Here is a 25970-nt window from a genome sequence, read left to right on the forward strand (position 1 = left end):
TTGAGTTCGCTCCAGCGGCTTTGGGTTGCTGTAATCGAGGCGGTAGCGGCTGGTTGCGGTGCGGAGCCTCTCCGGCTGCGCAACACCGCATCACATCACGTCGCGGCCCAGTCTTTACGTTCTCGCGCTGTTGAAAGCATCAAGGTGCGCCGAGCAGATTGCAGCGACAGTTTTCCTCAGAACCTCCACACGCTCAGACAGCCAGGCCAGTTCTTCATCGCTGATTTCATAGCCGCGCGAATAGCGGGCCTCCACATAGGCCCGTTCAAGGCGGGTAAAGCATCGCTTTGCAAAACGGCTATCGCTGGGCCAGACCGTAGTCAGCAGGGGTGCGACCCGTTCGGCGTGAGCACGCAGAAATGTCAGCCGGTGGGTTTTGGGGCTATAATGTGCCAGAACCTGCAGGATGCAATGATAAAGCCGTTCAACGGTTTGATGCAGATCGAACGCAGCTTCCCTGCAATAGCCGCGCCCGATCGCCTCCTTCGCTAACTCGAAGCGATGCGAGGCGCTTGGAAACCAATGGTCGAAAACGCCACGCATCTCGGTTTTGGCGACTTTGGGGTCCAGCGCCCTGGGCGTGACGAGCGGAAAGCCCGGCATCTCGTAGAGCATGATGCCGTCGCGGACAATGTCCACGAAGTAGGGGCGGTCGTGCGCGAGATGGTCATTGAGGTCCATAATAGAATGAACGATGAAGTTCACCGGCGTAGCCAGGCGTCCGGTGACCGTCAGTTCTCGTAGGAGGCCTTCTGCAGCATTGTTCCAGAAGCGGGGCGCGGCAAAGTTTTTGGTGTTGACGACCACTAGGAGGTAATATTCATAGCGACAATCGCCCCTGAAGTCTCCCGTCGGCGTTTCCTGTGCGCAGGGGCCGAAGAGAACAAGTTTAAGAATACGGCCACCCTTGTTTTTTGCCGATAGTTTTCCCTTCTGGGCATTAACGAATTCGTCGAAGAGGATTCGTGCGATCCGTTGCAGTTCCCAGCGCCTTTGATCGGGAAGGTGACCGATCCTGTCGCGCAACGTCTCATATTGAACCCCGCAGACACCGGGGAAGTTCACAGTGCGCCATCTTTGGCGAAGGATTCTTCTAAACGCCTGATGTCGTTGAGCGCAGAGCGTATATGAGGCCATGGAAACTCGGAGCCGTCCTCCCAGATATTGCCTTCGTTCAGCACGGCGTCGAGCTTGGCTGCCACACCCGAAAGTGTTGTGGCAGATGTGGTGGCCATGGCATGGAGCAGGCTTTCTGCCCAGGCACCAGCCTCCCGCTCAGCCTGCACTGCGGCTGAATATCCGATTTCCCGGTCGGCCCTGTCCCACCGCAACTGATGAGCCGCGAACTCGGCTTCAGCTTTGGCGCAGGCTGCAGCCTGCTGAGGCGCGAGACGGAACACATCATGGATTGCCTCGCGGGAATAGGCCGCCAACGGTTCTCCATCGGACAGCTGGATCGTAGCGAAAGGAAAACCAACGATCTCTGCAAGCTGCCGTTCGAGGCTCTGCTGCTGGGAACGAAGGCGCTCCGTGAGCTTGTGGGCACCCCGCCACTGGTGCCACAGGGGCACGACCGGATCGAAGGGCGCATCTCCCTTGATTTCGTTGCGGGCGAAGGCGTCGGAATTCAATACGCCGACTGCAATGGCGCTACCCGCCAGCAACTTCCTGCGGGTGACGCAAGGCAAAGTCGTGCTATTGTCAGAATCAGCCATGATCTGAGCTCCATACAGCTTGGGTCTGGTCAGGCCGAGTGAGATGGAGCAAGCATCTCGCTCGGCTGCGGGCGTTGCTGCACGCAATGTCTGTTAATTTAACAATGATTTGTCAAAATGTCAAAACTGGATCAACATTTGCCTTCGAGTAAAATTTCTGCCGCGCAATGTAGGGGAGCGAGAGCCATGTTGGGCCTGAGCCAAAGTCAGCTAGCCGACGCAGCGAAGGTATCCCGGCCCACCGTCGTTGATTTTGAACGTGGTATCCGTCTACCCCACGCCAATAACCTTCAAGCGATCCGCACAGCACTAGAAGCTGCTGGAATAGAGTTCATCCCGGAGAACGGTAGTGGGCCGGGCGTACGACTGGCGAAGAAGACCACGCTTTGATGAGTCTGGATTGCAGTCCGTCACAGTATAGATCTTGGCCCGACCAAGGTCCCGGACTCCAGGTTTTCCTTTTTCCGCCATATCTACACCCCTTGCGACGACGGCTAAATATCTTTTGCAAAACGGTAATTTGCTGCCCTGACTGGCTGTGAATGACAGCCCTACGCCGATGCACAGAAAAACTGCGGCAAGACCAATTCTTGAAAGGCTTTTTTGCCCGAAAGAAACCGCCCCCTTAAGGCCGCTCCGCTTTCCGCTGTGGCACATCCCGCGCCAGCCTTGACCGGACGGCTCCGTACCGGCACGCCACGTTGCCAAACGATGGAGAAGTCAAACATGACGCGTGTCGCCCTTTATGCCCGCAATTCCTCCGACACCAGCGTGACGCTTCGATCGAAGACCAGTTGCGCCGGTGTCGCGAACCTGCCGCCCGCGAAGGCTGGACTGTCGTGAAGACCTAGTCCGACCGCGCCATCTCCCGCGCATCTCTCATCCGCTTAGGCATCTAGTGGTTGGCATCGCGCCTGTCCGACCTGCTCACGAAACTGGAGGTCAGACAGGAGAGTCTTGCCACGCGTCTTTCCGATATCCCTGAGGCGTTCCCGATCTTCATCCGGGCATCGCGGGAACCTACCGACGCAGGATCGAGCGTTTGACCGAGACGCTGTCCCATCCCGATCAGGCACTCGAGGCTGCCGAACGCATCCGCGAGCTCATCGACCGCATCGCCGTGGCCTAAGCCGATAAGGGGGCGACGATTCCATCATCCTGCAAGGTGAGCGTGGCACTGTCTCGACTGGATCGACCCTACCGGCAAACCCGGCTACAAGCCAAAACCGGACAACGTATGATCCCGTTTGTCGGTCTCGGTAGGTGGTCGGGCCTGTCCCGAGGATTTGCTGCCGATCCTCGGCGCGAGGCCGAGGATGACGTTGCGAGGGAGAGGCTCCCGATAACCTCAACGCGCCGCCCAATTGGCGCCGCGGCGAAACATGGTCTTCATCTGCGGCACGGAAAATTCCTTGGCCTGGTGGCCGAGCGCCGAATAAAACACGCGGCCCTTGCCGTATTTGCGTTTCCACACCACCGGCATCACCACGCCGTCGATCCACCAGGCGTGGTCACCGGTGAATTTCGTCGTCGCCAGAACCTCGTTGGAGGGGTCGACATGCATGTAATATTGCTCTGACGTGTAAGGAAAATCGGAAATTCCCTCCATCAGTGGATCGTCAGGGCGGGTGATGTTGACCGTGTAGTCAATGATATTTCCGGGATGGGCGACCCATTGCCCGCCGATCATGAACTGGTATTCCACGCATTCGCGAAAACTGTCACCCGCGCCACCATGAAAGCCGGCGATGCCGACGCCGTTTTCAACAGCCGCCGTCAGGTTCTTGATTTCTTCCTTCTCGATCTTCGACATGGTGACAATAGGCACAACAAGGCTGAGATCATGCACCGACGGATCGGCGAAAGCCTCGGTGCTGTGCTCGACATAGACCTTGAAACCGTCCTCCTCCAGAATGTCCTTGACGATGGTGGCGCATTCCTGCGGCTCGTGGCCGCTCCAGCCGCCCCAGACGATGAGTGCTTCGCGCATTTATTTCCTCCTCGGGATTATTTGCCGAGCTGGCCGTCGACCAGCGATGTTTCAAGCGGAGCAGGACGTTCCGCCTTGGTGGTGATGGAAACGGTCGTTCCGCTATCTGACGCCGTCTGGAAGGCTTCCATGACCTCCAGCACGTGGAGGGCAAGATCGCCATTGGCGCGGTGCGGACGGTTCTCGCGGATGGCGTAGGCCATGTCGGCGACGCCAATCGAACGGTAATTTCCGTCTGCATAGGGCGAAGACAGGGTCTGCGGCTCGAACTGTCCGCCCTTCTTCAACAATTGCACCTCGCCGCCGAAATGGTTGGGGTCGGGGACGATCAGCGTACCTTCCGTGCCGTAGAGTTCCAGCGGCACATGTTTGTGGCCGGCGACATCGAAGCTCATACCCACCTGCACAACGGCGCCGTTCTCGAAGGCCAGCACGCCGGACACATGGGTGGCGACATGGACGGGGATTTTTTCGCCGTTCTTTGGCTCACTTGTAATGAGGCGTTCGTTGCGGGGGGCAATGGCAAAACCCGCCACCCTGGCGACCGGGCCAAACAGGTTGACGAGATCGGTAATGTAATACGGTCCCATATCCAGCATCGGTCCGCCGCCGACCTCATAATAAAAGGCGGGGTTGGGGTGCCAGCGCTCGTGGCCGGGGCACATGAAGGTGGCGGTGCCGCCCACGGGCTGGCCAAGCACACCCTCGTCGATCAACCGGCGCGCTGTCTGGTGCCCGCCGCCGAGGAAGGTGTCCGGAGCCGAGCCGATGCGCAGGCTCTTTGCCTTTGCCGCGTCCGCGAGGCGTTTGCCTTCGGCGAAATTGATGCCGAGTGGCTTTTCGGAATAGGCGTGCTTACCCGCCTCAAGCGCTCGCAGCCCCACTTCCACATGCGCCTTGGGGATCGTCAGGTTGACGATGATCTCCACCGAGGGATCGGCGAGAAGTGCGTCGATGCTTCTCGCCTGGAGGCCGAATTCGTCGGCGCGGGCCTTTGCCGCCTGCTCGTTCATATCCGCAAGACCGCGAATGTCGAGAATGGGAAACGAAGCCATGGCCTTGAGATAGGCGCTGGAAATGTTGCCGCAGCCGATGATGCCGATGCCGACTTTGTTCATATAATCCTCCCGTAAATCAGAAATGCCTTGGCCTGTGCTCACCCCTGCGGGTTAGAGCGCTGGCCCGGTCGTGTTCCATGGCGATTCGTAAAGTTCGTAAAGCGCAACGGCCGCGGCCCCCTGCGCCCACAATTCGTCGCTCGCAACATCAAAAACCAGTTCCGCCACACCGGCCAGAGATGGCGGCACTGCGGCATTGTAGCTGTTGCGAATGCTGGCGATGAAAGGTTCACCAAGTTCGAGGCTGGAGCCGGTAATGATGACCCGCGGCGGTGCAAACAGCGTGACAATATTGGCTAGTGTCAGGCCGAGGGCGGCACCGGCGCGCAAGGCGGCCGTGATGAGATCGTGGTCTTCAGCCGCAATCAGCGCATGGGCATGCTGCATGCCGCGGCCGAGCCGGATCGCTTCGGCAAAACGTCCGTCGGCCGGGCGGGAGCCCAAAATTGCGTTTTCGCCGGCCTGGCTCGCCAGCCGCACCGTGCCTTCATTGGCAAGGCCGATCACGAGGTCACCCAGATTGTGGCTGAGACCGCCCGCGCCACGGAAGAGCTGGTTCTGGTGCAGCACGCCAAGGCCGAGCGTCTGTTCTAGCGAAATCAGCACCATGTCTTCGAGATCGCGCGCATGGCCGAACCAGTGATGGGCAAGCGTGATCGCGTGGGCGTCACTTTCGATAATGGTCGGCGAATTCAGCCGTGCCGTCATTTCCTCAGCGAAATTAACATTCACTTCCCGCAAAATCGGGCTGCTTCGAATCTTGCCGGTGCGATGTTCGATGACGCCGGGCAGGCCGAGGCAGACCATGTCCACATCCTCAAGCGATAGACCGGCATCGACGACGCAACGTCTTACGCCGTCCTCCACCAGATCGGCGATGACGCCGATGGGCTGGCGGTCTACCCGGATCGGCAAGGCAAGGGTGGAGAGTACATTGCCGCAAAAATCGGTGACGACAAAGACCATGCGGTTCGCGGCAATCTTGGCGCCCACAACGCGGGCGGCATCCGGGTTCAGCTCCAGCATCACACGCGGCCTGCCGCGCCCACCTTCGGTGCGGATATCGCCCAGGTGCCGGGTCAGGATGAGCCCGTCATCCAAAAGTGAGGCGGTAATGGCGGAAACGGTCGTGGTGGAGAGCTGGGTGCGTTCGCTGATCTCAACGCGGGAAATGGGCCCATGTCGGCGGATACTGTCCAGCACGCTCAGCCTGTTGATCGCGCGCATTAGTTCGGGGTCTGCGGTCTTCATGGGGTCCTGCTGCGATCAATGCCGGTTCGAGAACCGATTTACGTCGGGTTGCGGATTAAATAACGGCGTAGGGGAGGGGTGTGTCAAGCCGTTCGCGCAAAAAATCGGCATAGTGCCTTGACATTGGGCGAGGGCTAATGTGAATTAATCCGCATTGGGGAATAAATGAGGAAATCCCCGAGGGAGGATCACCATCATGACGATTTGGCACGCAGGCGCAAGCCTGAGCGGCAGGCTGACAGGCTTTGCCGCAACAACAAGCATTGCTCTCATGCTCGGCGCAGCAAGCGCCTCGGCCGCGACGGTCGTTAAATGGATGCATGTTGAGCTGGACCCGAAATCCGTGGCTGTCTGGGAAGAAATTGCCAAGGAATACGAGGCCAAGCACCCCGATGTGGATGTTCAGCTGCAGTTCCTCGAAAACGAAGCCTTCAAGGCAAAATTGCCGACCTTGCTGCAATCGAACGATGTTCCGGACTTCTTCTATAGCTGGGGTGGTGGCGTTCTTGAGGAACAGTCCAAAACCGGTGCGCTGAAGGATCTGACCGAGGTTTTCGACGCCGATGGCGGCAAGCTGCGCCAGGCCTATAACGCATCCGCGATTGACGGCCTGTCTTTCGACGGCAAGGTCTGGGCCGTACCTTATCGTGTCAGCCTCGTCAGCTTCTTCTATAACAAGGAGCTTTTCGCCAAGGCCGGTGTGAAGGCCGAAGACATCAAGACCTGGGCTGACTTCAGCGCGACGGTGAAGAAGATTAAAGACGCCGGCATCGTGCCGATTGCAGGTGGCGGCGGTGAGAAATGGCCGATCCACTTTTACTGGAGCTATCTCGTGATGCGCAATGGCGGCCAGGCCGTGTTTGACGCAGCCCGCAAGGGTGAAGGCGAAGGATTTATGGATCCGGCGATTATCAAGGCGGGTGAGCAACTGGCCGAGTTCGGCAAGCTCGAACCCTTCCAGCCCGGTTATCTCGGCGCTACCTGGCCGCAGGCTCTTGGCGTCTTCGGGGATGGCAAGGCAGCGATCATTCTCGGCTTCGACAATACCGAAGCGAACCAGCGCAAGAATGCCGGCGACGGCAAGGGGTTGGCCCCTGAAAATATCGGTCGCTTCGCTTTCCCAGTTGTCGAAGGCGGCGCAGGCAAGGCTACAGACACTCTGGGCGGCCTGAACGGCTGGGCGCTTACCAAGAACGCCTCCAAGGAGGCTGTCGATTTCGCCACCTTCCTCACCAGCAAGGAAAGCGAAGAGAAAATGGCGACCGCCGGTATGATCCTGCCGGTTGCCACAGGGGCTGCCGGTGCGGTGCAGAACCCGCTGCTGGCGGATTCCGCCAAGCAGCTTGCTGCTTCCACCTGGCACCAGAACTTCTTCGACCAGACGCTCGGCGCTGCCGTCGGTCGTGTCGTCAACGATATCTCGGTTGAGATCGTTTCCGGCCAGATGACTGCCGAAGAGGGTGCCCAGCAGATTCAGGACGCATTCGAACTGCGCTGATCTGGTTTCCATGGCGGCGCCGCTAATGTGCGGCGCTGCTTATCTGCCTCCATGAAAGCGGATAGAGATGACGGATATTTCCATGACTTCTGCGTCCATACCGGCGCGCGGCGCGGCAAAGGCCAGGCGCAAGCAAAGTTCGGTCGCGCATGACCGGGCATTGACCCTTCTGGTCTTCCTGCCGCCCGCACTTTTGCTCTTTACCCTGTTTGTCATCCTGCCCATGGGAGAGGCGGCGTGGTACAGTCTTTACCGCTGGAACGGCTACGGCACGCCGACCGATTTTGTCGGCCTGAAGAATTTCCAGGTGCTGTTCGGCAATGCCGCATTCTCGCAGGCTCTGATCAATAACGGCCTCATCATTCTCATTTCGATCCTGATCCAGATTCCGCTGGCCATCTGGCTCGCCATGATGCTGGCGCACCGCATTCCCGGTGTCGTCGCCTTCCGGCTGGTATTCTTCCTGCCTTACGTTCTTGCTGACGTTGCGGCGGGTCTGATCTGGCGTTTCGTTTATGATGGCGATTATGGCCTGTTTGCCGCCATTTCCAATTTCTTCGGTTTCGCCAATCCCTATGTGCTGGCTGACAAGGACGTGGCGATCTATGCCGTGCTCGGCGTCATCGTCTGGAAATATTTCGGTTTCCACATGATGCTGTTCATCGCCGGCCTTCAATCCGTCGACAAGAACGTGTTGGAAGCGGCCGAAATCGACGGCGCGTCCGGCTGGCAGAAATTCCGTTACGTTACGCTGCCGATGCTGGGCTCCACCGTGCGCCTTTCCGTCTTCTTCGCGGTCATCGGCTCATTGCAGCTGTTCGACATGATCATGCCGCTGACCGGCGGCGGCCCGTCCAACTCCACGCAGACCATGGTCACGTTCCTCTACACCTACGGGGTCATGCGCATGCAGGTCGGGCTTGGCAGTGCGGTTGGCGTCGTTCTCTTCGTCATCTGCGTGACGCTCGCCTTCGGTTACAAAAGGATTTTCATGCGCCATGACTGACACATCCACTTCCGTCCGCATGCCGCTGCAAACCAAGCTTTATCTCTATATTTCATTGAGCCTGATTGCAGCCATCGTGCTCATCCCGCTTCTCACGACGGCGCTCGGTGGCTTCAAGACGCTGGGAGACCTGCGCGTTAACCCGTTCGGAATTCCCGCCGAATGGCAATGGGCCAATTACGGCGATATCCTGCTTGGCAAACGCTACTGGCTGCAGATTTTCAATTCGCTCGTCATCGCACTGCTGACGGTGTTCCTGACGCTGACAGTTTCGGCCATGGCGGCCTTCACTTTCGCGCATGTGAAGTTCTTTGGCTCGTCTTTCCTGCTCAACTATTTCCTGCTGGGTCTGATGTTTCCCGCGGCCACCGCCATCCTGCCGCTTTTCATCCGCATTCGCGATCTTGGCCTGCTCGATACCTATTGGGGCGTGGTGCTGCCGCAGGTGGCCTTTGGCCTTGGCATGAGCATTCTCCTGTTCCGAAATTACTTCCGTAATCTGCCCGACGAGCTGTTTCAGGCGGCCTTTGTGGATGGCTGCGGCTATCTGCGCTTCTTCTGGCATATTTCCGTGCCGCTCTCACGGCCGATCGTCGCGACCGTTGGCATCGTTTCCTTCGTCGGCAGCTGGAACAGCTACATCCTGCCGCTCATCATGCTGAATTCCGAATCGAAATATCCCTGGCCGCTCGGCATCATGGTCTATCGCGGCGAGTTCGGCACGGAGTGGCAGCTCGTTCTCGCCTTCATCACGCTGACGATCCTGCCGACCGTCATCGTCTTCTTCCTCGCACAGAAACACATCATCGCGGGCCTGACGGCCGGTGCCGTCAAATCGTGACGTGAAAGGAGCAAAAAATGGCTTCCGTCGAACTTAAAGAGATCCGCAAGTCGTATGCCGCGCTCGATGTCATTCACGGCATATCGCTCGATATTGCTGATGGGGAGTTCATCGCGCTGGTCGGGCCTTCGGGCTGCGGAAAGTCCACGCTTTTGCGCATGATCGCCGGGCTGGAGGAAATCACCGATGGTGATATTCTCATCGGCGACAAGGTGGTCAACGGCATGACCCCACGCGAGCGCAACATCGCCATGGTGTTTCAGTCCTACGCGCTTTATCCGCATATGACGGTGGCTGAAAACATGGGCTTCAATCTGAAGCTTGCCGGCCAGCCGAAAAACGTCATCGAGGAGCGCGTGGCGGAAGCCGCCCGCATGCTCGATCTCGGCAAGCTGCTGGACCGTAAACCCTCGCAGCTTTCCGGCGGCCAGCGCCAGCGTGTCGCCATGGGCCGCGCTGTCGTTCGCAACCCCGCTGTCTTCCTGTTCGATGAGCCGCTTTCCAACCTCGATGCCAAGCTGCGTGTGCAGATGCGCAGCGAAATCAAGGCGCTGCACCAGAAGGTCGGCACGACCTCCATCTATGTCACCCATGACCAGATCGAGGCGATGACGCTGGCGGACCGGGTGGTGGTGCTCAATCACGGCCGCATCGAGCAGCAGGGTACTCCGCTTGAGCTTTATAAGACACCCGCCAATCTCTTCGTCGCCGCCTTCATCGGTTCGCCTGCGATGAACCTCATCGAAGGCGTAGTCGATGGGGAAGGCGACCAGCCCGCCGCGCGACTGAAGGACGGAACCGCGATCCGTATTGCCGCTTCGCGCAAGGTCAAGCGCGGCCAGCCGGTGACGATCGGGCTTCGTCCTGAACATATTGGTTCTGCGATTGGCGGAGATATTTCGCTTACCGGCAGAACGGTGCTGGTGGAGCCAACCGGCGCGCAGACCCATGTGGTCTTCGAATTGGCGGGCGATCAAGTCACGGCAGTGGTGGATGGTGAGCAACCGGTGAAGGTCAATACGCCCTTTGCCGCCACCGTGCACCATGAGCGCGTGCACGTCTTCGACAGGGCGAGCGGACTGGCGCTTTAAGTGTCCAGATGTTCTTGATGAAATGCTGAAATTCTCTTGCCCCTTCGCTTTTGGGGCTTGTCTGAAAATCACGAGCGGTTAGCTTGGCGATTGGGAACAAAGCGGGGTTACCGCGCAACTGTATCGATGCAGGAGGAGATTTTTATGAGAACGATCAAGGGACCGGGTCTTTTTCTCGGTCAGTTCGCCGGTGATGCGGCCCCCTTCAACAGCTGGGACAGCATTACCAAATGGGCGGCGGAAAAGGGCTATGCCGGCGTGCAGGTGCCGACCTGGAGCGGGCAGCTGATCGATCTCAAGAAAGCGGCGGAGTCGAAGGACTATTGCGACGAATTCGCCGGTGTCGCGCGCCAGAACGGTGTGGAAGTGACCGAGCTTTCCACGCACTTGCAGGGCCAGCTTGTTGCGGTTCATCCAGCCTATGACGAGGCTTTTGACGGTTTTGCCGCACCGGAAGTGCGTGGCAACCCGAAAGCGCGTCAGCAATGGGCGGTGGAGCAGGTGAAGTTTGCACTGAAAGCCTCCAGAAATCTCGGCATCAAGGCGCATGCGACCTTTTCCGGCGCGCTGGCCTGGCCTTTTGTCTACCCGTGGCCGCAACGCCCGGCCGGTCTTGTAGAAACAGCCTTTGACGAACTTGCCAAACGCTGGACGCCGATCCTCGATTATGCCGATGAGCAGGGCGTCGATGTCTGCTACGAAATCCATCCCGGTGAAGATCTGCATGATGGCGTCACATTCGAGATGTTCCTGGAACGGGTGAAGAACCACTCCCGCGCCAACATGCTCTACGACCCCTCGCATTACGTGCTGCAATGCCTCGATTATCTCGACAATATCGACATCTACAAAGACCGTATCAAGATGTTCCACGTCAAGGATGCGGAGTTCAACCCCACCGGACGGCAGGGCGTTTATGGTGGGTATCAGGGCTGGGTGGAACGTGCTGGACGCTTCCGCTCGCTGGGTGATGGGCAGGTGGATTTCGGTGCGATTTTCTCGAAAATGGCCGCCAATGATTTCGACGGCTGGGCCGTGGTTGAGTGGGAATGTGCGCTGAAACACCCTGAAGATGGTGCCCGCGAAGGGGCTGAATTCGTCAAGGCGCATATCATCCGTGTTACGGAAAAAGCCTTTGACGATTTCGCATCTGGTGGCACCGACGATGCGGCCAACCGCCGTATGCTTGGGCTTTGAGAGCATTGCAGAGGAAACATTATGGCTATTGAAGGAAAGACAACCGACAAGGCGAACAAGCGGATTCGCCTCGGCATGGTGGGCGGTGGTTCTGGTGCCTTTATCGGTGGTGTTCACCGCATGGCGGCGCGGCTCGACAACCGTTTCGATCTGGTGGCAGGAGCCCTGTCTTCGACCCCGGAAAAATCCCTCGCCTCCGGCCGCGAGCTGGGGCTCAATCCCGAGCGTTGCTACGGCTCGTTCGAGGAGATGGCCGAAAAGGAAGCGCTGCGCGAGGATGGCATAGAGGCGGTGGCGATCGTCACGCCCAACCACGTGCATTATCCGGCGGCGAAGGCGTTTCTGGAGCGTGGCATCCATGTCATCTGCGACAAGCCGCTGACCTCCAATCTGGAAGACGCGAAGAAGCTGAAAGACGTGGCCGACAAGGCCGATGCGCTGTTCATTCTGACGCATAATTACACCGGCTATCCGATGGTGCGGCATGCACGGGAACTGGTGGAATCGGGCGCTCTCGGCACGATCCGTCTGGTGCAGATGGAATATCCGCAGGACTGGCTGGCGGAACCCATCGAGCAGACGGGTGCCAAACAGGCTGTCTGGCGCACCGACCCGGCCCAATCCGGTGCGGGTGGTTCCACAGGCGATATCGGCACGCATGCCTATAATCTCGGCTGCTTCATTTCCGGTCTGGAAGTCGACGAACTGGCGGCAGATGTGCATACCTTTGTCGAAGGCCGCCGTCTGGACGATAACGCGCATGTGATGCTGCGTTTCAAGCCGAAGGGTGGCAAGCAGGCGGCAAAGGGGCTGCTCTGGTGCAGCCAGGTTGCGGTCGGCCACGAAAACGGGCTGAAAGTTCGTGTGTATGGTGACAAGGCTGGCATAGAATGGACGCAGGCCGATCCGAACTATCTCTGGTTCACGAAGCTTGGCGAGCCGAGGCAGTTGATCACCCGCGGCGGCGCGGGGGCAGGGGCTGCCGCAGCACGCGTCACCCGCATCCCTTCCGGCCACCCGGAAGGTTATCTCGAAGCCTTCGCAACGATCTATACCGAGGCGGCGCATGCCATCGAAGCCCGCCGCACCGGCTCGGCGCTCGACAAGGCCGTGATTTACCCGACCGTCGATGATGGCGTAAAGGGCGTCGCCTTTGTTACGGCCTGCATCGAGTCCGGCAAGAAGAACGGTGTCTGGGTGAAGCTCTGAGGCGAGGTTGCAGCGTATTTCTTCTCCCCGCCCCGGGGAGAAGAAAAAAGCTGATGCGCCAGCCCCTTCGTGGGCGGGGGCACAAGACTTAGTGATAAGCGCTGGACGATATCGACTCCACGCGTTGCGTCACGGGGCAGCCGTCCTGGATTTTGGTCCAGGAGGAAACGTTGAGTTTCATCTCGCAGCGGGCAAGATAGGACCCGCCATCGACTCTGATGCAGGACGTCTGGCCGAGCTGAAACATGACACCGCGATTTCGGCATTTGCAATTATGGGCATCCGCCAAAGCTGGGATAAGGGCAATGGCCAAGCCAAGTACGAGCACTCCAGGACGCATGGCTGAGGCTCCAAAAGATATCCCGCCAGATTACTCCTGTCCGAGTGTATAGTCAAAACGTGCTCCTCTAGGAGCACGTGCCGGAAGCTCAGTAGTCTCTGCCAATGCTCCGCTATCAGCCGATCAAAATCGCCCTGATATCATTGACATTCGTGAGCGTTGGACCGGTCACGACAAGATCTCCTGCCGCCCTGAAAGCGGTATAGCTGTCGTGGCTCACGAGCGACTGGCGCGGATCGACACCGGCTGCGCGCATACGGGCAAGTGTGTCCGGCGTCACCACGGCGCCCGCGGCATCCTCCACTCCGTCTATGCCGTCGCTATCGCCGGCAATGGCCCATATGCCGTCAGCACCTTTGAGCGTCAGCGCAAGGCTCAGCAGGAATTCCGTGTTGCGGCCGCCCTTGCCGGCCGGCCCCTTGCCGATCGTGACCGTGGTCTCGCCGCCGGAAAGCAAAACGGCCGGGCCTCTGAGTGGCAGGCCCTTGCGGCGGGCGGAAATCGCGATACCGGCCATGACGGCGCCGACATCCCTGGATTCACCCTCCAGCGAATCCCCGAGGATGAGCGGTGTTAAGCCAAGCTTCACCGCCTCATCCGCAGCCGCCTGCAAGGCGAGCGAGGGTGCGGCGATGAGCCGGATATCTTCCGCGATATCGCCCGCCTTCGGGGTTTCCTCGCCTTTTTCCAGCACTTTGCGCACATTTTCGGGAAGATCGAGCGCATAACGGGAAACGATTTCCCGCACGGTCGCAATATCGCTCGGATCGGCGACTGTCGGGCCCGAGGCGATTTCCGAGGGATCGTCGCCCGGCACGTCGGAGATCAGCAGCGAAACGACCCTGGCCGGTTTGGCGGCCAGCGCCAGTCGCCCACCCTTGATGCGGGAGAGGTGCTTGCGCACGGCGTTCATTTCGGAAATCGTAGCGCCGCTGGCAAGCAAAGCGCGGTTGACCGCCATCTTGTCCGCAAGCGTCATTCCCTCGGCGGGTGAGACCATCAGCGCCGAACCACCGCCGGAAATCAGCGCGATGACCATGTCGTCTGCAGTCAACCCTTCAACGGCGGCGAGAATGCGTTTTGCTGCTTCGGCGCTCCTGCCGTCCGGCACCGGATGCGAGGCTTCGATGATTTCAATGCGCCCGGTCGGGACGGCATGGCCGTAACGCGTCACTACCACGCCGGAAAGATCGACATTTGGCCATGCCGCTTCAATCGCTGCGGCCATTGCAGCGGAAGCCTTGCCTGCGCCAACCACTACACACCGCCCTCTAGGCGGGGAGGGCAGGTGTTGTTGCAACACCTTAGCCGGATCGGCACTGGCGACTGCGGCCATGAAGATGCGGTTGAGAGCGTCTCTTGCGGACGTATCGTTCCATGCGGTCATTTGTTCATATTCCAATCCAGAGGAAGCCGAGTGCAAACAATGCCGGCAATGCCTGAATGAACAGGATTTTGATATTGGCTGTCACGGCGCCGAAAATACCGGCCAGCAGCACACAGGTCAGGAAGAAGACTTTGAAGTTCAGCCCGTCGTCACCATGCGTGAGCCCGTAGATCAGCCCCGCTGCGAGAAAACCATTATAAAGCCCCTGATTGGCGGCCAGCACTTTCGTCTGCCGGGCAAAATCCGCGGAAAGACCGAAGGCCTTGCGACCGGCAGGCTTCTCCCAAAGCAGCATTTCCAGAATGACGATGTAAATCTGGATTGCCGCGATCACGGCAATCAGAATGCTGGCGATCATCATCGGTTCCTCCAAACCCTGATGCCCGTCGCCAGGTCTGTCCAGGGTAACAGGTGGCAAGCGGGTAATTCCGTTTTAACGGTGCAACAGATAGCCGCAAGGCCAGAATCCTCTCTTCCCGTACAAACTGGTGAAGAGCGCCGCCCGCCGCCATGATGAAGATGCGGTGGAGCGGATAAAGGTCATTTCCCGAATTTCCACTAAGTCTGCGGTTTCCGCCGAGTGGGGCGTGTCTTAAGCCGCATCCTCCAGCCCTGCTGCATCTCTCCTGCGGAACTGGCTGGGCGGTGCGCCGATCACCCGTTTGAAGGCGCGGCTGAAAGACGCCTCGGAATCGTAACCAAGCTTTTCGGCCGCCTGCGTCACCCGCATGCCCTCTCGCAGCCACAGCCGCGCCTGATGCATGCGGACCCGAACCACATAACGCGCGGGGCTTTCTCCTACCACGCGGGTGAAACGTTCCGCGAAACTTGAGCGGGATGCGCCCATCAGGGAGGCAAGCTCTTCAACGCTCCAGTCCTTTTCGGGATTGAGGTGAACGGCGGCGAGCACGCGGCCGAGTTCGGGATTGCGCACGGCGGCAAGCCAGCCGCTGGAATCGCCGCAGCCATATTCCACCCAAGTACGGATCAGCGTTGCAGTCAACACATCGGCCAGCCGCGCCAGAATGCCGCCCGCGCCGACGCGGTTCAGCTCGACCTCCCGCGTCATGGCTTCCAGAAGATGCGGAATGGCCGGATCGCTTTTCGCCAGATCGCTGGTCAACATCACATCAGGCATCAGCTGCAGCAGCGGATGCAGGTTATCCATGTTGAAACGCATCGAAGCGGTGAACGCCACGGTATCGCCACCCGCACTCGCGCACTCCATGTCGAAAATGCCCTGACACACTTCCTTTTTGCCGAACCGGTCGAAGGGGGAAGGGGTCACTTTTTCACCGCTCGCCAGCACATGTGCATGCCCGCGCGGTAGAAGCACGGCGTCGCCACATGTCAGGGTCAGCCATTCACCCGAGGGTTTTTGCAATTTCGCGTGCCCCACGCCTATAAAATGAAACCGCGCCGCTTCCTGTTCGGGAAAAGCCGTCGCCCAGGGGGTGGCCATGCGGCAGCGGCCATATTCCACACCGTCAAGCCTAAGGCCACGCAACATTTCCGTCAGGGCATCGTTCATGGTATCTCGCATATTCGGACGATTGGTTAAGGAATACGGATTTTCTAGCATGGAAACGCCGAGATGTCACGCATAGCCTGCCTGCATCGATTTGCAGCCGTCGAAGCGGGGCTCCCAACCGGCTTCCTTGCCTTGCCCTTTCCGTTTCACGACGCGTTCCCGGGAATGCGCATCAGGAGATTTTCATGAATAGCCGGACCATAAACGAACTCGAATATACGCCGCGCAGACAGGAGCCGGATGCGAAATGGGCCGCTGTGGTTTCACTTTCGCTCGGCGTCTTCGGATTGGTAACGGCGGAATTCCTGCCCGTCAGCCTCCTGACGCCGCTATCGGCCGATCTCTCCATTAGCTCCGGCATTGCCGGGCAATCCATAACCGTCACGGCACTTGTCGCTGCGGTTGCAGGTCCGGGTGTCGTCATCGGCACACGCGGCATTGACCGGCGCTGGACCCTGCTGGGGCTGACCACGCTGCTGATCATCTCCAGCACGCTGGCCGCCCTCGCCAATGGGCTTTTCATGCTCTTTGCCTCGCGCGTCTTGCTGGGCATCGGTCTTGGCGGCTTCTGGGCCATGTCGGCGGCGCTGGCGTTGCGGCTCGTGCCTATTGAAAAAAATTGCCTCGCGCCATGGCCATCATCCTTACCGGGGTCTCCGTCGCAACCGTGTGTGCGGCACCGGTGGGCGCGTGGATTGGCGCGACCCTCGGCTGGCGATCGGCTTTCGTTGTTGCCGGCGTGCTCGGCGTCATTGCACTCGCCGTGCAATTGCTCACCGTGCCTTCGCTGCCGCCGGCCGGTGCCCCCGGCCTTTCCACCATGTTCCGGCTGCTTCAGCGAACGCAGGTCCGGATCGGTCTTTTGACGACGCTATTAATCGTTGCGGGCCACTTTGCCGGCTTCACCTATGTCCGACCGTTCCTGGAAGACGTGCCGCAGCTTGGCGTGGAGGCGATTTCGCTTGTTCTGCTGATTTACGGTATCGGCGGTTTCTTCGGCAATCTTTTCGGTGGTTTCCTTGCCGAAAAGAACACGGCCTGGGCGGTGACCTTCGCCGCGACGCTGATCGCCGCATCGGCTTCCATCCTGGTGATCGCCGGCGCATCTCCCGTTGTTGCGGGCCTTGCCATCGCCTCCTGGGGTTTTGCCTTCGGCGCATTGCCCGTCAGCGTGCAGAGTTTCATCACGCGTGTTGCCTCGGATGAGGCCGAGAGCGCGGGTGCGCTGCTGCTTACGACATTCCAGATTGCTATTTCCAGCGGTGCGGTTCTTGGCGGCCTGCTGATCGATCTCCAGGGCGCAACCATGGTGTTCGTCTTCGTGGCCATCGCAGCCCTTCTCGGCGCCTCGCTGATGGCGTCGCGGCGCGGCGTGGTACCGCAGGTAGAGGCATCGCAGGGCTGAGGACCTGGCGAGAGGAATGGGCCTGCATTCTTGTGGGCCCGCCTTCACTACGACCGGTTTCGGGTTTCAAATCGTCTTGATCGCCTTCTGCGTCCGGTCCTTACCCACTTCGATCACATGCCGCATGGCCTTCACCGCCGCATCCGCGTCCCGCGCCGCGATGGCGTGGACAATGCGAAGGTGGTTGGATGCGATCTCGGCGATGGTGCCGGGCGAGGCGGCCGGTGACGAAAGCTGGAATGAGATGGCAAGCGCCGCCTCGATCAGCCCGCTTGCCGAACGCATGAAGGGATTGCCGGACATATGCGCGACGGCAAGATGGAACTCGAGATCCACTTTGGCGATGCTCTCCGGCGTATGCTGCGGATTGTCGAATTTTGCGGCGATGACGTAAAGCGAGACAATGTCTTCATTGGAGGCCTGGAGAGCTGCTGCCGCCGCCGCCGCTGGCTCCAGCGCCAGCCGAATTTCAGCCAGGTGCTTCACAAATTCCTGGTCGATGCCAGCTTCGCAGCGCCAGCCCAGCACATCTGGATCAAAGAAATTCCAGCTCGAACGGTCGAGCACCCGGGTACCCACCTTCGCCTTGGGTTCCACCAGCCGCTTGGCCGCCAGCGTCTTCATGGTTTCGCGCAGCACCGTGCGCGAGACGCCGAAACGCATGGAGAGCTCGGCATCGTTGGGCAGCAGAGAGCCTTCGGCGATCCTGCCCGAGACGATGGCGCTGCCGAGTTCGGAAACCACATGCGAGTGGCTGTTCCGGCGTTTTCGCCCGCTAATCGTCGTTTCGAGCAGCCCCAAGCAAGCCTCCGTTTGCGTTATGCCGGATGCGGTCCGGCCAGTCTCCTGTTTGAATACCAGATGATTGCGCGCTGCAACACGATGAACACGAAAAGCAGCACGCCGATGACGATTTTCGTCCACCAGGAGGACAGGGTTCCATCAAAAACGATGTACGTCTGGATCAGGCCCTGGATCAAAAGCCCGACAAAGGTTCCCGCAACCAATCCCGTGCCGCCGGTCAGAAGTGTACCGCCAATGACGACGGCGGCGATCGCGTCCAGCTCCACGCCCACCGTCGCCAGCGAGTAACCTGACGAGGTGTAAAGCGTATAAACGATGCCAGCGAGGCCGGAGAGAAAGCCGGAAAGTGCATAGATGCCAATGGTGGTGGTCCCGATCGGCACGCCCATCAGCTCGGCAGATTGCGGATTGCCGCCCAGCGCATAGACATTGGCACCGAAGCGAGTGCGGCTTGCGATCAGCATGCCGGCAACGAAGACGAGAAGCATGAGCATGGCGAGCGCCGTCAGCCTGCCGCCGCCTGGAAAGCGGAAATAAAAGCCCTGTATCGCATCGATGAAAGGATGTGAGATCGGCACCGACTGGGTGGAGATCAGATAGGCAGCCCCGCGCGCCAGGAACATGCCCGCGAGTGTCACCACAAAAGGCGGGATGGAGAGAAAGCGGATCATCGCGCCCATGAGGCAGCCAAACAGCGTGGAAATCAAAAGCACGATGGCGAAGGCAAGCAGCGGATGGATGTTATAGGTGCCGACCAGGACGGCCACAAAGACGCTGGTGAAGGCAATGACCGAACCAATCGAGAGATCGATGCCGCCTGACAGGATGACGAAAGTCATGCCGACGGCGGCTATGCCGAGAAAGGCGTTGTCGGTAAGAAGATTTCCGATCACCCGCGTCGAAAAGATCGCCGGATATTGCATCACGCAAAGAAGATAGGCGACGACGAAAATCGTCAGCGTGGTGAGGAAGGGCAGGTTGCGGCTGTGGATCATCGCGCGGTTCCTTCCTTGGTCATACCGTTGGTGGCGGTTTTGGCGTGCTGCTTTGGCGCTTTCACGAAACCGAGGACGGCCATGATCGCCGGAGATTGCAGCGTCAGCACCACCATGATGATGCCGGCCTTTATGATGAGGTTGAATTCCGGCGGAAAGCCCGAGACGAGGATGCCGGTATTGATGGTCTGGATGATGAGCGCGCCGATCAGCGATGCGGTGATGGAGAAGCGGCCACCATTTAGTGAAGTGCCCCCGATGACCACCGCCAATATGGCGTCCAATTCCAGCCAAAGGCCGGCATTGTTGGCATCCGCACCACGAATATCCGCCGTCACGATCATGCCGGCGATCGCCGCGCAAAGACCGGAAACGGCATAGACGAAGAAAAGCAGAAAGCGCGCCCTTACACCGGCAAGAGCCGCTGCGCGGCGATTGATGCCGGTCGCTTCGATCAGGAAACCGAGTGCGCTCTTGCGAACGAGAAAGCCTATCAGGAGCCCGGCCGTTATCCAGATGATGACGGGCAGGGGCACACCGGCAAATGCGCCGGAGCCGATCGCGGAAAAGCTGTCATTGTTGAACGTGAGGATGACGCCCTCGGTGATGAGCTGCGCGATGCCGCGCCCTGCCACCATGAGGATCAGCGTGGCGATGATGGGCTGTATGTCGAGAAGGGCAACCAGCACGCCGTTCCAGAGGCCACAGACAATTCCCACGCCAAGCGAAATGGCGATGACGGAGGGAATGGAATGTCCATTGCTGATGAGCGTGGCGGCGACGGCGCCGCAGATGGCGATGACAGCACCAATGGAAAGATCGATGCCCTTGGTCGCGATGACCAGCGTCATGCCGATGGTGAGCAGCGCCACGGGGGCGGCGCGCACAAGAATATCTACCAGACTGCCATAGAGCCTGCCATTTTGAAACGACACATTGAGGAAGCCGGGCGAAATGATTGTAATCGCTGCGAGAATGATGAAGAGCGCAGCAAGCTGCGGTGCAAGTCTTCTAAGACGCCGATTGACTGCCGCCATCATGCCGCCTCCGTTCTGGCCGCATCTGCGATCGCACGCATGATATTGTCGGCCGTCACTTCGCCGCCTTTCAGCTCGCTGACATGCCGGCGGTCGGAAAGCACGACGACACGATGCGCCACGGCGGTGAGTTCTTCCAGTTCGGAGGATATGACGACGAGCGACATGCCCTCGCTGCAGAGTTTTTCGATCATTTTGAGAATTTCCGCGTGGGCGCCGATATCGATGCCGCGTGTCGGCTCGTCGAGGATCAGAAGCCGGGGATGGGTGGCGAGCCAGCGGGCCAGAATGGCCTTCTGCTGGTTGCCGCCGGACAGGAACTTGATCGGCCGGTCGGGGTCGGCCGGGCGGATATCGAGGGATTTGATGAAACCTTCCGCCAGCTCCGCCTTTTGCCGGCGCGACAGCGGCCGCGCCCATCCCTGCCGGGCCTGAAGGGCCAGCGCGATGTTGTCGGTCACGGAGAAATCACCAATGATGCCGTCTGTCTTGCGTTCTTCGGGACAGAAACCGAAACCGGCCGCAATCGCCGCCTCGGGAGAAGAGATCGTCACCGCCTGCCCGTCGATCGTTGCTTTGCCCGTGTCAGGGCGGTCTATGCCGAAGAGCAGGAATGCCGTTTCGGTCCGGCCGGAGCCGAGAAGCCCTGCCACGCCGACGATTTCCCCGGGGCGTATCCCGAGATCGAATGGAGAGACGCTGCCGCGTTTGCCATAACCTTCGAAGCGAATGCTTGGCTCGCCTTCGGCGATTGTTTCTTCGGTCGCCTGATGGTCATGGGTAATCTGTTGAAGTTCCCGGCCGAGCATCATCGATATCAACTCGGAACGCGGCAGGCTGCCGATTTCGCGTGTGCCGACAAGCCGGCCGTTGCGCAGCACCGTCACCCGGTCGGCGATATCGTAGACCTGATTGAGGAAATGAGTGATGATTACGATACCGATACCGCGCGCCCGCAGCTTTTTCAGTACGCCGAACAGCATTTCAACCTCATGAGCGTCGAGGCTGGCGGTCGGTTCGTCCAGCACCAGCACCTTGCCGGAAAGATCGACGGCGCGGGCGATGGCAATGATCTGACGGATGGCGACGGAATAGCTGGAGAGAAGGGCGTTGACGTCGATGGAGAGCCCGTACTGGGCAAGCAGTGCCTGCGAATTCTTTTGCATAGTGCTGCGGTCGATCAGCCCGAAGCGCCGCGGCTGGCGGCCAAGGTAGAGGTTCTCCGCAACGGTGAGGTTTTCGAGAAGGTTGACCTCCTGATAGACGGTGCCAATGCCAAGGGCCTGCGCCTCACCCACATTGGCGGGCGAGATTTCGCTGCCTTCCAGAAAGACTGATCCGCTGCCGCGGCTGTAGACGCCCGTCAGGATTTTGATCAGCGTCGATTTTCCCGCGCCGTTTTCGCCGAGCAGCGCATGGATTTCGCCGTGCCCAAGCGCAAAGTCGACGCCATCCAGCGCCGTGATCCCTAGAAAGGATTTGCCGATGGCGCGTGCTTCCAGAAGTGGGGCCGTTTCGGACATGAGCAGTTTCCGTATTCCAATGGGTTTTGGTAGAGCAATCGGCAGGGAGCGGCGTATTTCTTCTCCCCGCCGGGGAAAAGGTGGGCCGAAGCGTCGGATGAGGGGCAAGCTCTCCTGATATCTCTAGGCTTGCCCCCTCATCCCGCTGCCGCGGACTTCTCCCCGGACGGGGAGAAGAAACAAGTGGCATGCGCCCGCTCCATACGAGATCATTCTGCAGACTGGATCGGAGAGGTTTCGCTCTCCTCAACAGAAAGAGACGGCGCAATCCACGCGCCGTCTCCGCAAAGACTGGCTTAGTAACCCAGGCCCTTCTTGGCTTCGTAGACCTTCATCGGGTCGTCAGATGCCGTGTAGAGCTTGGATTCGGTCTGAATCCACTTTGCCGGAGCCTTCTTGTCTTTCAGATAGGCTTCGAGCGCGTCGAAGGCCGGGCCCGCCATGTCGGGCGTCAGTTCCACGGTGGCGTTGGCTTCGCCGGCTGCCATGGCCTTGAAGATGTCAGGCACGGCGTCGATCGACACGACCTTGATGTCGGTTCCGGGCTTGAGACCGGCTTCCTTGATCGCCTGGATCGCGCCAACGGCCATGTCGTCATTGTGGGCATAGACGGCACAGATGTCCTTGCCGCCGCCTTCGGCCTTGATGAAGCTTTCCATCACTTCCTTACCCTTGGTGCGGGTAAAGTCGCCCGTCTGCGAGCGGACGATCTTGATATTGGCGTGCGAAGCAATGGCTTGCTCGAAGCCCTTCTTGCGGTTGATGGCGGGCGAGGAGCCGGTCGTCCCCTGCAATTCCACCACCTTGCAATCCTTGGAACCGACGTCCTTCACCAGCCAGTCACCGGCAACCTTGCCTTCGTGGACCTGGTCCGAGGTAACTGCGGTCAGGTAAAGATCATCGGGAGCCTCGATCTGGCGATCAAGCAGGATGACAGGAATTTTTTCTTCCTTGGCTTCCTTTAGCACCGCATCCCATCCAGTTGCGACGACCGGCGCGATAAGGATCGCGTCGACGCCCTGCGCGATGAAGCCGCGAACGGCCTTGATCTGGTTTTCCTGCTTCTGCTGTGCGTCGGCGAACTTAAGCGTGACGCCGCGCTTCTCGGCCTGCTGTTTGGTAACGGTGGTTTCAGCCGCGCGCCAGCCGGATTCCGAACCGATCTGCGAGAAGCCGACGGTAAGCGATTTGGCGGAAACACTTGATGCAAGGCACAGCGAAACGGCGACAGTAACTGTCGCGAGAGCTTTTCTCATCTTAATCCTCCCAGAGATGATGTCAGCGTGACATAATCACTATGAGCATATAGTAATACTCTTGAAAAGCGATTTTTTAGCCTTTCTGCAATTTGGCCTCCGTGAGCTGCGGTGAATTTTCGCCATAAAATACGATGAATCAATGGGTTGACCGAAAGAAAGCCTCGTTCTTCCGCTTGCAGAACCGGCTCGACGTGGCCTCGGAGGCGACTTGACAGAAGACGACTATCTCTAATAGTAATACAAATAAAGGGACTTTATAAAAGGCGGAGCGGGGAGCCGAAGAGCTAGCCGCATTCCCGCAAGGCATGGGAGGGAGAGGCCGTTGCGCGACACCGGTATCACCATAAATACCGAAAAATATTCGGCTAAATCCGAAGAACGGCTTGAGGTCACTCGTCTGGCGCTGCTCTGTCGGTTATGCGTGTTCTCCGAAAGCTGATTCCATTTTCCTTGCGCACAACATAAGCTTGTCGCATTTCGTAATATTTTACCGTTGGCCACTTCCGGCTGGAGACCTGCATCATGACTACATCCGACAAACTGCCTGCAACACAAGGCAAGCTTCGCTCGCGCGCCTGGTTCGACAACCCCGCAAATGCGGATATGACCGCGCTTTATCTCGAGCGTTACATGAACTTCGGTCTCAGCCAGGCCGAGCTTCAGTCCGACCGCCCGATCATCGGCATCGCACAGACCGGTTCGGACCTTTCTCCTTGCAACCGTCACCATCTGGAACTGGCAAACCGCCTGCGCGAAGGTATCCGTGAAGCTGGCGGCATCGCCATCGAATTTCCGGTTCACCCGATCCAGGAAACCGGCAAGCGGCCGACCGCAGGTCTCGATCGCAACCTCGCCTATCTCGGCCTCGTGGAAGTGCTTTATGGCTATCCGCTCGACGGCGTCGTTCTGACCATCGGCTGCGACAAGACCACGCCCGCCTGTCTCATGGCGGCGGCCACCGTCAACATTCCGGCCATCGCCCTTTCCGTTGGCCCGATGCTGAACGGCTGGTTCCGCGGTGAGCGCACCGGCTCCGGCACCATCGTCTGGAAGGCGCGCGAACTGCTGGCGAAGGGTGAGATCGATTATCAGGGCTTCGTCAAGCTTGTCGCTTCCTCGGCTCCGTCGACCGGCTATTGCAACACCATGGGCACGGCGACGACCATGAACTCGCTTGCCGAAGCGCTGGGCATGCAGCTTCCCGGCTCCGCCGCCATCCCGGCGCCTTATCGCGACCGCCAGGAAGTCTCCTACCTCACCGGTCTGCGCATCGTCGAAATGGTCAAGGAAGACCTGAAGCCATCGGACATCATGACAAAGGATGCGTTCATCAACGCCATCCGCGTCAACTCGGCGATTGGCGGCTCCACCAACGCACCGATCCACCTGAACGGCCTTGCACGTCACGTTGGCGTCGAGCTGACAGTGGATGACTGGCAGACCTATGGTGAAGACGTACCGTTGCTCGTTAACCTGCAGCCGGCCGGTGAGTATCTCGGCGAGGATTATTACCATGCCGGTGGCGTTCCTGCTGTCGTCAACCAGCTGATGACCCAGGGGCTGATCATGGAAGATGCCATGACGGTCAACGGCAAGACAATCGGCGAAAACTGCCGTGGCGCGATCATCGAGGACGAAAAGGTCATTCGCCCCTATGAACAGCCGCTCAAGGAGCGCGCCGGCTTCCGCGTTCTGCGCGGTAACCTGTTCTCCTCCGCCATCATGAAGACGAGTGTGATTTCGGAAGAGTTCCGCAACCGTTACCTTTCCAACCCGAACGATCCCGAAGCTTTTGAAGGACGTGCCGTGGTGTTCGACGGTCCGGAAGACTATCATCACCGCATCGATGATCCGTCGCTGAAGATCGACGCCAACACCATCCTGTTCATGCGCGGTGCCGGCCCGATCGGTTATCCCGGCGCGGCAGAAGTCGTGAACATGCGCGCTCCGGATTATCTGCTGAAGGAAGGCGTCAACTCGCTGCCCTGCATCGGCGATGGCCGTCAGTCAGGCACTTCGGGCAGCCCGTCCATCCTCAATGCTTCCCCTGAAGCAGCAGCAGGTGGCGGCCTTGCCGTTCTGCAGACAGGCGACCGCGTCCGCATCGATGTGGGCCGCGGCAAGGCGGATATCCTGATTTCAGGAGAAGAGCTTGCCAAGCGTTATGAAGCGCTGACGGCTCAGGGCGGTTACAAGTTCCCTGACCACCAGACGCCATGGCAGGAAATCCAGCGCGGCATCGTCAGCCAGATGGAAACCGGCGCGGTCCTGGAACCTGCCGTGAAGTATCAGCGCATCGCCCAGACCAAGGGCCTGCCGCGCGACAACCACTAACAGCCATCACAAGACTATGCGGCCCCGAGGACAACCTCGGGGCCGCTTTCGTTTCTTTTAACGGTAAACTAGAAATATTGAGGTCTATGGACCGACCAACGCTATCATGCGCCCCGCGCCCCCCATCATGAGGCCACGGAGGGTCAATGTGTCGATGGCTTGGAGCGTGCGGCAGACGCTCAGATCACCGGGTAAAGCGACCAGAAAAACAGTTCATATTCCTGATCGCGATCGTCATCATGCGATTCGTCGTCGGGTCTGCGCGGTGTTTTGTCCTGAAACTCGGTCTCCACCCGCTCATTGACGACGGGCATCCTTCGGCCGATGCCAAAGAGGTCAAAGGAGAGCATGTTGAACCCTGCTACCATGGCCGTTTCCCTTCTTCACGCGAGTTAACGTAGCGTTAAGTTTCGCGCGTTGCCATGATTTCGTCAAGATT

At 59.3% G+C, this 25970-nt stretch carries 23 protein-coding genes and 1 pseudogene; 9 read left to right on the forward strand and 15 right to left on the reverse strand.

From position 1 onward, the window contains the following. Nucleotides 1-114 precede the first annotated feature (114 nt). Together HQN82_RS21610 and HQN82_RS21615 are read right to left on the reverse strand one after the other, a co-directional pair. On the reverse strand, nt 115-1065 hold the full coding sequence (locus tag HQN82_RS21610; RefSeq protein ID WP_234904887.1) for a HEPN domain-containing protein: 951 nt from the start codon (nt 1063-1065) through the stop codon (nt 115-117). Beyond that, nucleotides 1062-1715 (reverse strand): hypothetical protein, encoded by a 654-nt coding sequence (locus tag HQN82_RS21615; protein WP_173615898.1) that lies wholly within the window; start codon nt 1713-1715, stop codon nt 1062-1064. The genes HQN82_RS21610 and HQN82_RS21615 overlap by 4 nt, the downstream gene beginning before the upstream one ends. A 117-nt stretch (nt 1716-1832) precedes the next feature. On the opposite strand from HQN82_RS21615, the gene HQN82_RS21620 reads away from it, so the two are divergent. Next, nucleotides 1833-2105 (forward strand): helix-turn-helix domain-containing protein, encoded by a 273-nt coding sequence (locus HQN82_RS21620; protein WP_272955774.1) that lies wholly within the window; start codon nt 1833-1835, stop codon nt 2103-2105. A 958-nt stretch (nt 2106-3063) separates the two neighbouring features. On the opposite strand, the gene HQN82_RS21630 is transcribed toward HQN82_RS21620, so the two are convergent. From HQN82_RS21630 to HQN82_RS21640, 3 genes are read right to left on the reverse strand one after another with little or no spacing between them, the layout of a single operon-like run. Further along, nucleotides 3064-3705 (reverse strand): ThuA domain-containing protein, encoded by a 642-nt coding sequence (locus tag HQN82_RS21630; protein ID WP_003506506.1) that lies wholly within the window; start codon nt 3703-3705, stop codon nt 3064-3066. A 17-nt stretch (nt 3706-3722) separates the two neighbouring features. Continuing rightward, nucleotides 3723-4823 (reverse strand): Gfo/Idh/MocA family protein, encoded by a 1101-nt coding sequence (locus tag HQN82_RS21635; RefSeq protein WP_173615900.1) that lies wholly within the window; start codon nt 4821-4823, stop codon nt 3723-3725. A 51-nt stretch (nt 4824-4874) separates the two neighbouring features. Then, nucleotides 4875-6074, reverse strand: coding sequence for an ROK family transcriptional regulator (locus HQN82_RS21640; protein WP_004438840.1), 1200 nt, complete (start codon nt 6072-6074; stop codon nt 4875-4877). A 196-nt stretch (nt 6075-6270) separates the two neighbouring features. Between HQN82_RS21640 and HQN82_RS21645 the strand changes: the two genes are divergently transcribed. From HQN82_RS21645 to HQN82_RS21670, 6 genes are all read left to right on the forward strand, one after another. Further along, on the forward strand, nt 6271-7572 hold the full coding sequence (locus HQN82_RS21645) for an extracellular solute-binding protein (protein WP_173615901.1): 1302 nt from the start codon (nt 6271-6273) through the stop codon (nt 7570-7572). A 67-nt stretch (nt 7573-7639) separates the two neighbouring features. Then, entirely contained in the window at nt 7640-8578 is a 939-nt protein-coding gene (locus HQN82_RS21650) for a carbohydrate ABC transporter permease (protein ID WP_004438845.1), read from the forward strand. Then, nucleotides 8571-9419, forward strand: a complete 849-nt coding sequence (locus tag HQN82_RS21655) for a carbohydrate ABC transporter permease (protein WP_022563716.1) — start codon at nt 8571-8573, stop codon at nt 9417-9419. The genes HQN82_RS21650 and HQN82_RS21655 overlap by 8 nt, the downstream gene beginning before the upstream one ends. A gap of 17 nt (nt 9420-9436) precedes the next feature. Continuing rightward, nucleotides 9437-10510, forward strand: coding sequence for an ABC transporter ATP-binding protein (locus HQN82_RS21660; protein ID WP_173615902.1), 1074 nt, complete (start codon nt 9437-9439; stop codon nt 10508-10510). Between the two features lie 144 nt (nt 10511-10654). Beyond that, nucleotides 10655-11707: a sugar phosphate isomerase/epimerase family protein gene (locus HQN82_RS21665; protein WP_173615903.1), complete on the forward strand. Its 1053-nt coding sequence runs from the start codon at nt 10655-10657 to the stop codon at nt 11705-11707. A gap of 21 nt (nt 11708-11728) precedes the next feature. Further along, a complete protein-coding gene (locus HQN82_RS21670; RefSeq protein WP_173615904.1) occupies nt 11729-12916 on the forward strand; it encodes a Gfo/Idh/MocA family protein in 1188 nt (395 codons plus the stop codon). An 88-nt stretch (nt 12917-13004) separates the two neighbouring features. On the opposite strand, the gene HQN82_RS25555 is transcribed toward HQN82_RS21670, so the two are convergent. From HQN82_RS25555 to HQN82_RS21685, 4 genes are all read right to left on the reverse strand, one after another. After that, nucleotides 13005-13256: a hypothetical protein gene (locus tag HQN82_RS25555; RefSeq protein WP_234904888.1), complete on the reverse strand. Its 252-nt coding sequence runs from the start codon at nt 13254-13256 to the stop codon at nt 13005-13007. A gap of 115 nt (nt 13257-13371) precedes the next feature. After that, on the reverse strand, nt 13372-14643 hold the full coding sequence (locus tag HQN82_RS21675; RefSeq protein ID WP_173615905.1) for a glycerate kinase type-2 family protein: 1272 nt from the start codon (nt 14641-14643) through the stop codon (nt 13372-13374). Nucleotides 14644-14647: 4 nt separating this feature from the next. After that, the gene (locus HQN82_RS21680; protein WP_173616041.1) at nt 14648-15001 is read right to left on the reverse strand and encodes a DUF1304 domain-containing protein; all 354 of its coding nucleotides are present in this window, start codon (nt 14999-15001) and stop codon (nt 14648-14650) included. Between the two features lie 234 nt (nt 15002-15235). Further along, the gene (locus HQN82_RS21685) at nt 15236-16174 is read right to left on the reverse strand and encodes an AraC family transcriptional regulator (protein ID WP_173615906.1); all 939 of its coding nucleotides are present in this window, start codon (nt 16172-16174) and stop codon (nt 15236-15238) included. Nucleotides 16175-16359: 185 nt separating this feature from the next. Here HQN82_RS21685 and HQN82_RS21690 point away from each other — a divergent pair. Continuing rightward, nucleotides 16360-17579, forward strand: a pseudogene (locus tag HQN82_RS21690) (MFS transporter). A gap of 66 nt (nt 17580-17645) precedes the next feature. Here the strand turns inward: HQN82_RS21690 and HQN82_RS21695 are convergent. The 5 genes from HQN82_RS21695 to ytfQ all read right to left on the reverse strand — a co-directional run bounded on the left by HQN82_RS21695 (nt 17646) and on the right by ytfQ (nt 23194). Beyond that, nucleotides 17646-18380, reverse strand: coding sequence for a FadR/GntR family transcriptional regulator (locus HQN82_RS21695; protein WP_173615907.1), 735 nt, complete (start codon nt 18378-18380; stop codon nt 17646-17648). 17 nt (nt 18381-18397) lie between these two features. Beyond that, nucleotides 18398-19378 (reverse strand): galactofuranose ABC transporter, permease protein YjfF, encoded by a 981-nt coding sequence (yjfF, locus tag HQN82_RS21700; RefSeq protein ID WP_173615908.1) that lies wholly within the window; start codon nt 19376-19378, stop codon nt 18398-18400. Next, nucleotides 19375-20415 (reverse strand): ABC transporter permease, encoded by a 1041-nt coding sequence (locus HQN82_RS21705; RefSeq protein WP_173616042.1) that lies wholly within the window; start codon nt 20413-20415, stop codon nt 19375-19377. The genes yjfF and HQN82_RS21705 overlap by 4 nt, the downstream gene beginning before the upstream one ends. After that, a complete protein-coding gene (locus HQN82_RS21710) occupies nt 20415-21938 on the reverse strand; it encodes a sugar ABC transporter ATP-binding protein (RefSeq protein WP_037093510.1) in 1524 nt (507 codons plus the stop codon). The genes HQN82_RS21705 and HQN82_RS21710 overlap by 1 nt, the downstream gene beginning before the upstream one ends. A gap of 296 nt (nt 21939-22234) precedes the next feature. After that, a complete protein-coding gene (ytfQ, locus tag HQN82_RS21715; RefSeq protein ID WP_004438884.1) occupies nt 22235-23194 on the reverse strand; it encodes a galactofuranose ABC transporter, galactofuranose-binding protein YtfQ in 960 nt (319 codons plus the stop codon). Nucleotides 23195-23719: 525 nt separating this feature from the next. Here ytfQ and HQN82_RS21720 point away from each other — a divergent pair. Beyond that, on the forward strand, nt 23720-25531 hold the full coding sequence (locus HQN82_RS21720) for an IlvD/Edd family dehydratase (protein ID WP_004438887.1): 1812 nt from the start codon (nt 23720-23722) through the stop codon (nt 25529-25531). Nucleotides 25532-25710: 179 nt separating this feature from the next. Here the strand turns inward: HQN82_RS21720 and HQN82_RS21725 are convergent, their stop codons facing one another. Then, the gene (locus HQN82_RS21725; RefSeq protein WP_003506556.1) at nt 25711-25899 is read right to left on the reverse strand and encodes a hypothetical protein; all 189 of its coding nucleotides are present in this window, start codon (nt 25897-25899) and stop codon (nt 25711-25713) included. Nucleotides 25900-25970: the final 71 nt, after the last annotated feature.

Source organism: Agrobacterium pusense, assembly GCF_013285525.1.
In the GTDB taxonomy this organism is placed as follows: domain Bacteria; phylum Pseudomonadota; class Alphaproteobacteria; order Rhizobiales; family Rhizobiaceae; genus Agrobacterium; species Agrobacterium pusense.

Coding starts and splice junctions, on each gene's coding strand:
- HQN82_RS21615 (WP_173615898.1), bottom strand. CDS start 1,715: ATGGCTGATTCTGACAATAGCACGACTTTGCCTTGCGTCACCCGCAGG.
- HQN82_RS21620 (WP_272955774.1), top strand. CDS start 1,833: ATGTCAAAACTGGATCAACATTTGCCTTCGAGTAAAATTTCTGCCGCG.
- HQN82_RS21630 (WP_003506506.1), bottom strand. CDS start 3,705: ATGCGCGAAGCACTCATCGTCTGGGGCGGCTGGAGCGGCCACGAGCCG.
- HQN82_RS21635 (WP_173615900.1), bottom strand. CDS start 4,823: ATGAACAAAGTCGGCATCGGCATCATCGGCTGCGGCAACATTTCCAGC.
- HQN82_RS21640 (WP_004438840.1), bottom strand. CDS start 6,074: ATGAAGACCGCAGACCCCGAACTAATGCGCGCGATCAACAGGCTGAGC.
- HQN82_RS21645 (WP_173615901.1), top strand. CDS start 6,271: ATGACGATTTGGCACGCAGGCGCAAGCCTGAGCGGCAGGCTGACAGGC.
- HQN82_RS21650 (WP_004438845.1), top strand. CDS start 7,640: ATGACGGATATTTCCATGACTTCTGCGTCCATACCGGCGCGCGGCGCG.
- HQN82_RS21655 (WP_022563716.1), top strand. CDS start 8,571: ATGACTGACACATCCACTTCCGTCCGCATGCCGCTGCAAACCAAGCTT.
- HQN82_RS21660 (WP_173615902.1), top strand. CDS start 9,437: ATGGCTTCCGTCGAACTTAAAGAGATCCGCAAGTCGTATGCCGCGCTC.
- HQN82_RS21665 (WP_173615903.1), top strand. CDS start 10,655: ATGAGAACGATCAAGGGACCGGGTCTTTTTCTCGGTCAGTTCGCCGGT.
- HQN82_RS21670 (WP_173615904.1), top strand. CDS start 11,729: ATGGCTATTGAAGGAAAGACAACCGACAAGGCGAACAAGCGGATTCGC.
- HQN82_RS25555 (WP_234904888.1), bottom strand. CDS start 13,256: ATGCGTCCTGGAGTGCTCGTACTTGGCTTGGCCATTGCCCTTATCCCA.
- HQN82_RS21675 (WP_173615905.1), bottom strand. CDS start 14,643: ATGACCGCATGGAACGATACGTCCGCAAGAGACGCTCTCAACCGCATC.
- HQN82_RS21680 (WP_173616041.1), bottom strand. CDS start 15,001: ATGATCGCCAGCATTCTGATTGCCGTGATCGCGGCAATCCAGATTTAC.
- HQN82_RS21685 (WP_173615906.1), bottom strand. CDS start 16,174: ATGAACGATGCCCTGACGGAAATGTTGCGTGGCCTTAGGCTTGACGGT.
- yjfF (WP_173615908.1), bottom strand. CDS start 19,378: ATGATCCACAGCCGCAACCTGCCCTTCCTCACCACGCTGACGATTTTC.
- HQN82_RS21705 (WP_173616042.1), bottom strand. CDS start 20,415: ATGGCGGCAGTCAATCGGCGTCTTAGAAGACTTGCACCGCAGCTTGCT.
- HQN82_RS21710 (WP_037093510.1), bottom strand. CDS start 21,938: ATGTCCGAAACGGCCCCACTTCTGGAAGCACGCGCCATCGGCAAATCC.
- ytfQ (WP_004438884.1), bottom strand. CDS start 23,194: ATGAGAAAAGCTCTCGCGACAGTTACTGTCGCCGTTTCGCTGTGCCTT.
- HQN82_RS21720 (WP_004438887.1), top strand. CDS start 23,720: ATGACTACATCCGACAAACTGCCTGCAACACAAGGCAAGCTTCGCTCG.
- HQN82_RS21725 (WP_003506556.1), bottom strand. CDS start 25,899: ATGGTAGCAGGGTTCAACATGCTCTCCTTTGACCTCTTTGGCATCGGC.